This window comes from Gluconobacter sphaericus, assembly GCF_016757795.1.
In the GTDB taxonomy this organism is placed as follows: domain Bacteria; phylum Pseudomonadota; class Alphaproteobacteria; order Acetobacterales; family Acetobacteraceae; genus Gluconobacter; species Gluconobacter sphaericus.
On the sequence record NZ_CP068419.1, the window covers coordinates 2465691 to 2477075 of the forward strand.

The following is an 11385-nucleotide window of genomic DNA, read 5'->3' on the forward strand; positions in this document are numbered from 1 at the left end:
GTATGAAGGGCTGTTTAACCCGGAACCATGTTTTGGCTGCGTATCATGTTCTGGCGCGTTTCTTCATCAAGAATGGCGCGGATCCGGCGCGTCAGTTCCGTGGCATCGGTATATTTGCGGCCATAAGTCAGGTTGAACGTATGGTCGAAATCATCCGGGTTGAGGCCGGCATTATGCTGGCTGATGGTTTCGATCTTGTCGAAGGCCTTGGCCAGCCGGGCTTCAGGAGAGGCTGCGTTTTCATATTCGTCCCACAGTGCTAGAAATTCGCCCTGAAGCTCGTCAGGCAGCGGCGTCATGATCGTCAGCAGATCCTCGCGTTCCTGCGCGGACTTGTTGGCCGAGGCATGCAGCGAGATTGCGGGCACATCACCGTGAATGGCTTCCCCGAGGTCATGCAGGATGCAGATTTTCAGAAGCTTCAGAAGGTCGATGCCTTCAAGTTGATCAGCGAAGGTCATGACCAGCAGGCAGAGCGCCCAGGTATGCTCCGCCGTGCTCTCGGTCTGGCCGTCACGGGTGTAGGTCCGCCTCAGGATGTCCTTGAGGCGCGACGCTTCCCGGAGAAAGTCGAGACGCTTTTCAAGATCGCCTTTTGTCATGTTGGGGTCCTGTCTGTGGCGATGCGCATCGCGGCGGTGGCGAAAGCCTTATTCGAGCAGCGCACGCAGGACTTCATATCCTACAAAGACCGCAGCGACCAGAAGCCCGAGCAACACGAGAAAACCGGGCCCCTCCTGAATGGACTTGAAGATTTTTACCATCAACTGAGCCATAAAACCTCCTTCCTGAACAGAAGTGCAGTCCGGGAACGCTAGTCAACAAGACTTCTGTTCATGACCGGTTATAGCATTTCCCCGCATCCGTCTGCCGGAATATCTGCGTAAAATCGGGTTCTGTCATTGTCCGTTACGTTCCTGTCCTTGAGAATACCACATTTCATCAGGCATCCTCGAAACCGAAACATCGCTGATGGAGCATTTCATGAAAAAGATTCTTGCTCTGGTTTTGGGAGCCGGCCTGACCCTGTCTTTGACCGCCTGTGACGGCCCTTATGATGACCGGCGCGGTGGCGGGCATCACCATCATGGTGGCGGTGGCCGAGGTTACGGTCAGGGTGGTATGGGTGGCCAAGGTATGGGTGGTCAGGGCATGGGCGGCGGGCAGGGCGGCTGGTAACAGCGTCCGGCGGGACGTGCCGGGTAAAGGTAGGCCTTGCAACTTTGAAGGTACGGAACTGTCGGATTTGACCTTCTGGTCGGCCTGTCGCTGAATGCGCCACGCAAGCGTCTCCCCCGATCCGGAAAATCCGTGCCTCGATGAACACCCAGCATCACCATTCCAGCCCTAATTCTCCTCAGGGGGGCGGCTGGTTCCCTATTTCCATCCGTCTTTCGGGCGCGCGGGTCCTGCTCGTGGGTGGCGGAGAAATCGCCGTCAACAAGGGACGGCTGCTGCTCGATCACGGAGCTCGGATCGACGTCCTGGCCGAAAAACTGCACCCGGTTGTACAGAGTTGGGTCGAGAACGGCAGGGCGCGCTATGTAGGCGAGCGCGCGGATGAGGCGGTGTTGCGTCGTCTGCTTCCGGGCTGTCGGCTGGTCTATGCCGCGACCGACAGCCGGGACACCAACCGTCAGGTCGCGGCTCTCGCTGACGAACTGAATATCCCCGTCTGCGCCGTCGATGATCCCGGACCTTCCAGTTTCATTACGCCAGCTCAGGTGCGCCGGGGCATGGTGCGTGTGGCTGTCTCCACGGGAGGAGCGGCTCCTGTCCTGGCGCGCCGCCTGCGTGAACAGATCGAGACACTGCTGCCCGAAGGCACGGAGCGTCTGGCCGCCTATATGCAGTCACGCCGGGCATTCGTTTCGGGCCGCTATCCCAATGTTCAGGACCGCAAACGTATCTGGGAGGATTTTCTGGATGGTCCCGGGGCGGAAGCAGCGCGTTCTGGAGATGAAAGTCGGGCGGATACGCGACTGGAGGCACTGCTGGACGGGGAGCGCAAGTCGGGGGAAGTCTGGTTGGTGGGGGCGGGGCCTGGAGATCCGGATCTCCTGACCCTCAAGGCGCTACATCTGATGCAGAACGCGGATTCCGTTCTTTATGACAATCTGGTCTCGCCAGCCCTGCTGGACATGGTGCGCCGGGACGCCGAACTCGTCTTCGTCGGCAAGCAGCGGGATCGTCATGCCTTGCCGCAGGGCGAGATCAACCGCGAGATGGTCCGCCGTGCGCAGGCTGGCGAGCGCGTTTTGCGTCTCAAGGGTGGAGACCCGTTCATTTTTGGGCGTGGCGGTGAGGAAGTCGAAGCTCTTGTCGAGGCTGGGGTTGCGTTCCGGCTGGTACCGGGTATTTCCGCTGCCAATGGCTGCGCAGCTTATTCCGGCATTCCGCTGACGCATCGTGACTGTGCGCAGGCCTGTCTGTTTGTGACCGGACATGCAAAGGCGGATGGTGTTCTTGATCTGCCTTGGGATGACATGGCCGACCGACGCCAGACGGTCGTGATTTATATGGGTATTTCCACCCTGCCGCAGCTTGCAGCTGGACTTCTGGGAAAAGGACTGCCGGCTGACTGGCCAGTAGCGATCGTGGAGCGGGGTACGCAGCCGCGGCAACGGGTTTTTACCGGGACGCTGTCCACCATCGCGCAGCAGGCGGCCGATGCGCAGGTGAAATCGCCCGCGCTGGTGATCGTCGGGCAGGTGGTCCGGCACCGGGTCGTCTCGTCCTGATGTGTCGCGGGCTGCATGGCTGGAAGACATGCCCTTTCAGGCATGCTTTGAATGCATATCGCTTCGTATGATCCTGCGGGTTGCTCACGGGCTCACCTGCCTGTGAAACTCCTGATCTCTCAGCCATATCGCGTTTCACACTCCGGGGCCCCATGAGAACAGTTGCGTCCATTATCGTCTCGATCGCAGAGGAAATGCGCACGGCCTCCGAGCGAGGCACGGTCGCCAATTATATTCCCCCGCTCGCACGGGTAGATCTGAACCGGTTCGGCATGGCCGTTGTGGGCATGGACGGGGAGACGCATACGGTTGGGGATGCGGAAGTCCCGTTCTCAGTCCAGAGTGTGTCCAAGGTGTTCAGCCTGAGCATGGCGCTCAATGCCATGGGTGACGAACTGTGGGGGCGGGTGCGTCAGGAGCCTTCGGGCAGCGCCTTCAACTCCATCGTCCAACTTGAAAACGAACACGGCATTCCCCGCAATCCGTTCATCAATGCGGGCGCCATCGTCATCGCCGACATTCTGGTCTCGCGTTATGGCCGCGAGAATGCCCAGACGCGCCTGCTGGAGTTCCTGCGTCCGCTGGTGAGCGATCCGTCTTCGATTGATATCGATACTGATGTCGCCCGGCAGGAGCGTGAGACCGGTTTTCGTAACATGGCGCTGGCGAACTACATGCGGACTTTCGGGAATATCCGTAATGTGGTCGAGGACACGCTGGATTTCTATTTCCATCAATGCGCGCTGACCATGAGCTGCCACCAGCTGGCGCAGGTCGGGACCTGCCTGATGACAGGCGGCCGTAACCCGCTTACGGGCGAGCGCGTCATGTCAGAACGCAATGCCCAGACGATCCTCGCGCTGATGATGATGTGCGGCCATTATGACGGCTCCGGTGCCTTTGCCATCCGTGTCGGATTGCCAGGAAAATCCGGTGTGGGGGGCGGAATCCTCGCCATTGCACCAGGCGTGGCATCCATCGCCGTGTGGTCGCCGGGGTTGAACGCACAGGGCAATTCCCTGCTGGGGACGCGTGCTCTGGAGCGGCTTGTGCAGCATACGGGATGGTCGGTGTTTCGCGCCGGCCCGTGGGGCGTCAATCCAACCTGACTTTTAGCCCGCCAAAGTGTCGTAAAGCAGCTTGAAGTTCAGCAGCAGGATCAGCCCCGCCACGCCCCATGACAGGACGCGGATGGGCATGGAAATCACGAATTCGCCCATCTTGCGCCAGTCCGAGACGAACATGACGAGCGGAATGACGGCAAAGGGCAATTGCAGCGACAGGATGACCTGACTGGCCATCAACAGATCGCCCACGCCCCGATTGCCATAGAGCAACGTGACGATCGCCACGGGAATGATCGCCAGCCCGCGTGTCAGCAGTCGCCGCGCCCAGTGCGGGATGCGAAGGTGCAAAAAGCCTTCCATAATGATCTGTCCGGCGAGTGTGCCGGTGATCGTCGAGTTCGTGCCTGCCGCGAGAAGTGCCAGGGCAAATAGTGTGGAGGCGATGCCAAGCCCGAGGATCGGGGAGAGCAGTCTGTAGGCATCCTGAATTTCCGCCACATCCTGATGGCCGGAATTGTGGAACGCCGCTGCCGCCACAATCAGGATCGCCGCATTGATGAACAGCGCCAAGGTCAGGGCGATCGTGCTGTCCCAGGTCGTCCAGCGGATCGCATCCCGCCGCCCCGCTGGGGTGCGTTCATAGGCTCGGGTCTGCACGATCGAGGAATGCAGATACAGGTTATGCGGCATGACCGTGGCACCGATGATGCCGATGGCGACATAGAGCATTCCCGGTGTCGTCACGATCTTCGGATCAGGGAGCAGGCCTGCCAGAACGCTGTGGACGGGCGGGGCTGCTGCGACGAGCTGAATCCCGAAACAGAGGGCGATGATGCCTAAAAGCGCGATCACGAAGGCTTCCAGATACCGGAACCCCCGGTTCATCAACAGCAGGACGATTAGCGCATCCAGAATGGAGAGCAGCGCGCCACCCAGAAGCGGTAATCCGAACAGAAGCTGAAGCGCTACCGCCGTACCGATCACTTCCGCCAGGTCGCAGGCAATGATGGCCAGTTCGCAGGCCAGCCACAGCACGATGTTCACAACCGGCGAGAAATAATCCCGGCAGGCCTGCGCCAGATCGCGTCCCGTTGCGATTCCGAGGCGAGCGGAAAGAGCCTGAAGCAGGATGGCCATCAGGTTCGACAGCATGATGACGCAGAGCAGCGTATAGCCGTAGCGCGACCCGCCCTGCAGGTCCGTGGCCCAGTTGCCTGGATCCATATAACCGACCGACACCATGAACCCTGGCCCCACAAAAGCCAGGAAGCGCCTGAACCAGGACGCATCCGCTCCCGGAACCCGGATGCTGGAAAAGGCATCGGGCAGGCTAGGGCGTATCTCCTGAGACGGTGTGCGGGGTGAAGGAGTGTCTGACATGAGGAGTATATTCAATCCTATCGGGAATGAATATTCAATATGCTATATTGATGAGCCTCATGAAAAAACGGGATGTCGGGAAAACGTGATGGATCCTACTGGCATACATGTCGGGAATGTTTTATTCCGCCGTGAATAATGTTTTCTGCATGGAGGTACAGGGCGGAGCATGGAACGGAAAAGACGTCTCAGGGATATCGCTCCCAAGGAGACGCTGCCTGACGTCGAAACCCATTCCGAAGGGTTCCGTGCCAACCGCGAGGCGCGGCGCAATGTGTTGGTCGAGGACTATGTAGAGCTGATCTCGGACCTGCTGTCTGAGGGGCAGGAGGCCCGGCAGGTCGATATCGCAGGACGTCTGGGCGTGTCACAGCCGACGGTGGCGAAGATGCTCGCCCGCCTTGCGACGGAAGGCTACGTGACACAAAAACCCTATCGGGGTGTTTTCCTTACGCCCGCCGGGCAGGAGATGGCGGACAGGGCGCGGCACCGCCATCGGATCGTGGAGGCATTCCTGCTCGAGCTGGGTGTGAGCGAGGAAAATGCCCGCGTTGATGCCGAAGGCGTGGAGCACTATGTGGGAAGCGAGACCCTGACCCTGTTTGAAAAGGCGCTCCGCGGAAATCTGAAACAGTTCATGCAGGCGCTGCCGGACGCCTGAAAGCGGCGGCAGTCAGGTGCAGATTTCGAGATTCACGTCGTCCTGCGCCAGAGCCTTGGCGACGGACGGCTTGAGATGGGAATCCGTCAGAACCCGATCGAATTCCGACAGGGACGCCAGACGGTGCAGGCCGCCCTTGCGGAATTTCGTACTGTCCACCAGCAGTACGCACTGATCCGCGATGTCCATCATAACCCGCTTGACCTTCACCACGTCCTGATCGTTCTGGAACGCGGTGCCATTGTGGATGATAGATGTCGAGAGGAACATCATGTTCGCCCGCAGTGACTGCGCCGCCTGCTCACAGACCAAGCCGAAAAATGCGTTACGCGGCGGGTTATAATCGCCGCCCAGGCAGATCAGTTTCAGGTTGGGATAGGGTGACAGTGCCTGGATTACACCGACGGCGTTCGTGATGATCGTCAGGGGGGCCAAAGCGGGGAGCAGGGGCAGCATCGCCGCGACTGTCGTGGAATCGTCCAGAACCAGAACCTGTTCGGGCTGAATCAGCGAGATGGCCCGCTGGATGATGGCGTCTTTTAGATCCGTAGCGCGTGAGCGGCGGAAATTGACGGTTTTCTGTGTTGTAACCTTGTTGCGCAGAACGATGCTGCCATGCAGCTTGTCAATCAGACCCTGCTGGACCAGCGCATGCGCATCGCGATGGATCGTCATGCGGCTGACATCGAAACGCTCGGCCAGACCTTCGATCGTAGCGCTGCCGTTTTCGAGAAGAACGTCGAGGATCTGTTTCTGTCGGGCCGAATTATCCCGTCGTTTTGAACTCTGCGGCAAGGCGGTGGGGATCACGGAGCCCGGACCATCAGTCATGTCTCAAATCGATTCCTGAGCGTGAATGCAAACAGATGAATGTAAAATCACATCTACCATATCAGGCCGGAACAGCTCTGTAACGCCTCATGAATATAATCTCGCCCCAAAAAGGTGATCATCAGGCCTCACTCGCAATGCTCAGCACTTGCGCCGTGTCCCGGCGAAGCGTTGCGCAGGCTGCTGCGTCCTGCGTCAGATCCACGCCATAGGCAGGGAAAACCTGACGCAGGCGTGGCAGCCAGTCGCCTTCGACAAGTCGTTCAGGGAAGCAGCCCTGAACGACCTGAAGTGCCACGGACGCCGCAATCGATGCACCGGGAGAAGCACCCAGTACAGCGACGAGGGACCGGTCAGCGTTTTTGACGAGCTCGGTGCCGAAGCGCAGTTTCCCATGTAGACCGCTGTCAGGCCGGATGATCTGCACCCGTTGCCCGGCTACGACCTTGCTCCAGTCTTCGGGGCGCGCGTTTGGATAAAAGTCCAAAAGCGCCCGGAAACGCGCCTCTTTGGTCTGGATGACCTGCTTTACGAGATAATCCAGAAGATCGAGATTGTCTTTTCCGGCGGTCAGGGCCGGGATGATATTTTTCGTTGTGATGGAGCGAAAATAATCCGTCCACGACCCGCTCTTGAGAAACTTCGTGGAAAAACCGGCATAAGGCCCGAACAGCAGGCAGGATTTTCCGTCGATCACGCGGGTATCGAGATGCGGGACGGACATGGGCGGAGAGCCGACGGAGGCCTTGCCGTAAACTTTGGCGTGGTGCTGGCGCGTGATGGTTGGGGCGGTGCAGCGCAGCCAAAGCCCGCTGACCGGGAAGCCCGCGTACTGTGTCGCCTCGGGGATGCCGGATTTTTGAAGAAGCGGCAGAGCATTGCCGCCCGCGCCGATGAACACGAAGCGCGTCAGGACTGTTGTGGCGTGACCGTTTTCGGTATCGGTGGCCGTGACGCGCCAGCGGCCATCTTCGGTTCGGGTCAGACCCGTCACGCGATGGTTGTAGTGGATGGAAACGTTACGATCCGTCTTGAGCGATGCGGTTAAGGCATGTGTCAGTGATCCGAAATTGACGTCCGTGCCTTCTTTGATGCGCGTAGCCGCGACGGGCTGAGTCGTATCGCGTCCGGCCATGGCGAGCGAGGCCCAATGCGCTATGACCGCTGGATCATCGGTATATTCCATGTCGGCAAAGCAGTGATGGGCGACCATGGCCTCATAGCGGGCCTTGAGGAACGCCACATTTTCCGCACCCCAGACCAGACTGATATGCGGGCACGGCTGAACGAACGCCGCCGGATCGGCAATACGGCCTGCACGGACCCAGTGGGCCCAGAGTTGCCGGGAAAGATCGAACTCCGTGTTGACGGCCAAGGCCTTGGAGATGTCGACGCTGCCATCCGCGCGCTGGGGGGTGTAGTTCAGTTCGCAGTTGCCCGCATGTCCGGTTCCGGCATTGTTCCAGGCATAGGAACTTTCCTGTCCGCAATCGGCCAGAGTTTCGAACATCACCATCGAGAGCGACGGATCCAGCTCGCGCAGCAGGGCGGCAAGCGTGGAGCTCATAATCCCGGCGCCGATCAGGACGATATCGGGACAGAGGCTGGAGAGTGACGTCATGATGCTGAAATCCGGCAGGGACTGAAAAGAAAGCTGGCTGAAAGATCTCTGAAAGCTCAGCCTCTGTAAACAGGGCCGGGCGGCAGGAGCTTGCCGGGGTTGAGAATATGGTGCGGATCCATCGTGTTCTTCAGTGCGCGCATCACGCTGAGATTTCCAGGCCCATGCTCGGTTTCCAGAAACTCCAGTTTGCCCATGCCGACACCATGTTCGCCGCTGCACGACCCGTTCAGGGACAGAGCACGGGCGACGATTTTGCGGTCCAGATCAAGCGCCTGTTGATGGCCTTCGGGTGTGTCGTCCGTGATGATGAGCGTATGGAAATTGCCGTCGCCCACATGGCCAAGCAGAGGTGCGCGCAGGCCAGAAGTCTCGATGTCGCGATGCACGCCCTCGATCAGTTCACCCAGACGGGAAATCGGGACAATGCAATCGGTGGAAATGACGCGTGCGCCCGGAACGATGGCTTTCGCCGCCCAGTAGGCATCATGACGCGCCTTCCACAGACGGGTACGGTCCTCGGGGCTTTCGGCCCAAGAGAAACCAAGCCCGTTATTACCGGATGCAATAGCTTCGGTCGTTTCGACCTGCTCGCGTACGGCTGCGGGCGAGCCCGTGAACTCGAAAAACAACGTTGTCAGTGGCTGGTATTCGTTCAGGCCGGAATACTGGATGGAAGCTGCCATCTGCACGCTGTCCATCAGTTCCACGCGGGTAATGGGGATTCCGCACTGAATGATTTCCATAGCAGTCTGGATGGCGTCGTGCAGGTTCCCGAACTGGCAGATCGCGGCTAAAACCCTTTCAGGGCGTCCGTGCAGCCGGAGCTGGATCTCCGTGATAATCCCAAGTGTACCTTCCGAGCCGACGAACAGAGATGTCAGGTCATAGCCGGTGGAGGATTTACGGACGCGGCCACCTGTGTGGATGATTTCGCCGGTTGCAAGCACGACCGTCAGGCCTAGTACATTTTCTTTCATTGTGCCGTAACGCACGGCGGCTGTGCCTGAAGCGCGGGTGGCGCACATGCCGCCGATCGTCGCTTCTCCACCCGGATCGACCGGAAAAAACAGGCCGGTATCGCGGATTTCCACATTCAGTGTCTGGCGCGTGATCCCTGCCTGAACCCGGCAGTCCAGATCCTCGGCATTCAGTTCGATGATGGCGGTCATGCGTGACAGGTCGAGGCTGATGGCCTGTTCTGGTGGGATGACATGCCCTTCGACGGAGGTACCGGCCCCAAATGCCACAACCGGAACCCGCCATTCATGACAGTGCCGCAGAACGGTTGAGACATCCTGCGTACTTTCCGCGAATACTACTGCCTCGGGCAGGCGGGAGGCGTTCATGGCCTCGCCGTGGCTGTGTTCCTCACGAACGGAGGGGGCCGTGCTGATCCGCTCGCCCATGACGGGCTGGAGGGCTTTGAGAACGGCTTGAAGGCGATCCGGAGCAGAAGTGGAAGAGGTGGTCATGACTGGCTCCGGTATGCAGAAAGGCTGCCCTTCATAAGCCGGATCGGAGCCCTGGGAAATATCTTCAGATCAATATGGAGCGAGAAAATGGAATAATCTGTCGGAAAAGGGATGTGCGATGTAAGATCAGATATTATCTGTGACTATCTCAAGAAAATATTGCTCGCTCGGCTTACGAAGATATAGGTCCGGTAATCGTCCTTGTTGTTTACGATGATCCCCTGTTCCAGATCCGCACCAACCTTCATGGCCGATCCGATCACCAGGACCTTGCGGTTCAGGACCATCTTGCGGAAATCACCGCCGAAACGAATATCGGCGTCGTAGGCCACGGCGGACGTAATCTGCACGGCCACATTGGCCCGGTCCAGATAGGTGTCTTCTGAATTGAGGAAGACCATCTTGTTAAAGACATTAACGCTTTTCACGGTCATGACGAACGTGCCGGGCACGACGGTCCGGTTTGTGGTTTCACGTAGGGTATCCGCCGGGGTTAATCGCTTCTCAAGGACCAAGTCACCGGAACAGGCAGTCTGCGCGACCAGCGACGTGAATAAGGTAAGTGAAAGAAGGATTTTGCGGACGGTCATCTGGATATTGCTGCCGGCTGTGAACATGCCGGTGCAAGCCTAGGAGAGAATATTTCGGGTGTCGTGCGAAATATTCATGTCCTGTCGACGAAAAGCAGGGCTCAGGGCGTGAAAACGACTGTCCTGTTGCCGTTGATGATGGTCCGGCGTTCGATGTGATACCGGACTGCACGTGCCAGAACCCGGCGTTCGATGTCACGCCCTTTGCGGATCAGGTCATCAGGCGTATCGGCATGGGAAATGCGCTCCACATCCTGTTCGATGATCGGACCTTCATCCAGATCGCGCGTGACGTAATGGGCAGTTGCGCCGATCAGCTTCACGCCGCGCGCAAAGGCCTGATGATAGGGACGTGCGCCCTTGAATCCCGGCAGGAAGGAATGGTGGATATTGATGCACCGCCCTGACAGGCTGGCGGCCATGTCATTGGACAGGACCTGCATGTAACGCGCGAGGATGACCAGTTCGGCTCCGCTCGCGGCAAAGAGCTTCAGAATATGGGCTTCCTGCTTAGGTTTCGTGTCTTTCGTGACGGGGAGGTGGTGGAACGGAATGCCGTAGAAATCCAGATCCGCGAAAACCTCGCGCGGATGGTTCGATACGATTCCGACCGGCTCGATCGGCAGTTCCCCAATACGCCAACGATACAGCAGATCGACCAGGCAGTGATCAAAACGCGAGACCATCAGCAGGACCTTTGGCTTTACACTCCGGTCATGCAGCGCCCAGTCCATGCTGAACGTCTTACCCAGAACAGCCAGCGCGTCGCGAAGCTGCTGCATGCTGGTCCGGCCGTCAGTGATCTCGAAGACGATCCGCATGAAAAAGATCGTGCTGTCCCGATCATCAAACTGCTGGGCTTCGGTGATGTTGGCGTTCAATTCCGCAAGCCTGCCGCTGATTGCCGCCACGATGCCGGGTCGGTTGGGGCAGGAAAGCGTCAGGACATAGGTGATCTGCGGAACTGATGGGGCCGTCATGGAGTGTCTTTTCTCGTCTTTATTTATAGCCTGCCGTCC

The 11385-nt window shown here is 58.8% G+C and carries 12 protein-coding genes; 4 read left to right on the forward strand and 8 right to left on the reverse strand.

All coding sequences use genetic code 11. The features are described from left to right. Positions 1-14: 14 nt before the first annotated feature. Positions 15-602, reverse strand: coding sequence for an HD domain-containing protein (locus tag IGS75_RS11680; RefSeq protein WP_202256919.1), 588 nt, complete (start codon positions 600-602; stop codon positions 15-17). A gap of 48 nt (positions 603-650) precedes the next feature. Then, the gene (locus IGS75_RS15720; RefSeq protein WP_255320869.1) at positions 651-776 is read right to left on the reverse strand and encodes a hypothetical protein; all 126 of its coding nucleotides are present in this window, start codon (positions 774-776) and stop codon (positions 651-653) included. Between the two features lie 208 nt (positions 777-984). On the opposite strand from IGS75_RS15720, the gene IGS75_RS11685 reads away from it, so the two are divergent. From IGS75_RS11685 to IGS75_RS11695, 3 genes are all read left to right on the forward strand, one after another. After that, the gene (locus IGS75_RS11685; RefSeq protein WP_202256920.1) at positions 985-1179 is read left to right on the forward strand and encodes a hypothetical protein; all 195 of its coding nucleotides are present in this window, start codon (positions 985-987) and stop codon (positions 1177-1179) included. 140 nt (positions 1180-1319) lie between these two features. Then, positions 1320-2741 (forward strand): siroheme synthase CysG, encoded by a 1422-nt coding sequence (cysG, locus tag IGS75_RS11690; RefSeq protein WP_202256921.1) that lies wholly within the window; start codon positions 1320-1322, stop codon positions 2739-2741. 152 nt (positions 2742-2893) lie between these two features. Beyond that, positions 2894-3850 carry a glutaminase gene (locus IGS75_RS11695; protein WP_202256922.1) on the forward strand — a complete coding sequence of 319 codons (957 nt, stop codon included), beginning with the start codon at positions 2894-2896 and terminating at the stop codon, positions 3848-3850. 3 nt (positions 3851-3853) lie between these two features. Here the strand turns inward: IGS75_RS11695 and IGS75_RS11700 are convergent, their stop codons facing one another. Continuing rightward, positions 3854-5188, reverse strand: coding sequence for an Nramp family divalent metal transporter (locus IGS75_RS11700; RefSeq protein WP_202256923.1), 1335 nt, complete (start codon positions 5186-5188; stop codon positions 3854-3856). 169 nt (positions 5189-5357) lie between these two features. On the opposite strand from IGS75_RS11700, the gene mntR reads away from it, so the two are divergent. Continuing rightward, positions 5358-5849, forward strand: coding sequence for a manganese-binding transcriptional regulator MntR (gene mntR / locus IGS75_RS11705; protein WP_202256924.1), 492 nt, complete (start codon positions 5358-5360; stop codon positions 5847-5849). 12 nt (positions 5850-5861) lie between these two features. Here mntR and IGS75_RS11710 read toward each other — a convergent pair whose 3' ends face one another. The 5 genes from IGS75_RS11710 to purU form a co-directional block, all read right to left on the reverse strand. Further along, positions 5862-6680, reverse strand: coding sequence for a DeoR/GlpR family DNA-binding transcription regulator (locus tag IGS75_RS11710; protein WP_141351709.1), 819 nt, complete (start codon positions 6678-6680; stop codon positions 5862-5864). Between the two features lie 121 nt (positions 6681-6801). After that, the gene (gene mqo, locus IGS75_RS11715) at positions 6802-8301 is read right to left on the reverse strand and encodes a malate dehydrogenase (quinone) (RefSeq protein ID WP_202256925.1); all 1500 of its coding nucleotides are present in this window, start codon (positions 8299-8301) and stop codon (positions 6802-6804) included. Positions 8302-8357: 56 nt separating this feature from the next. Beyond that, positions 8358-9776 carry an FAD-binding oxidoreductase gene (locus IGS75_RS11720; RefSeq protein WP_202256926.1) on the reverse strand — a complete coding sequence of 473 codons (1419 nt, stop codon included), beginning with the start codon at positions 9774-9776 and terminating at the stop codon, positions 8358-8360. 143 nt (positions 9777-9919) lie between these two features. Beyond that, on the reverse strand, positions 9920-10366 hold the full coding sequence (locus IGS75_RS11725) for a hypothetical protein (protein ID WP_202256927.1): 447 nt from the start codon (positions 10364-10366) through the stop codon (positions 9920-9922). A 101-nt stretch (positions 10367-10467) separates the two neighbouring features. After that, complete coding sequence (gene purU, locus IGS75_RS11730) at positions 10468-11346, reverse strand: formyltetrahydrofolate deformylase (RefSeq protein WP_202256928.1); 879 nt, start codon at positions 11344-11346, stop codon at positions 10468-10470. Positions 11347-11385 lie beyond the last annotated feature (39 nt).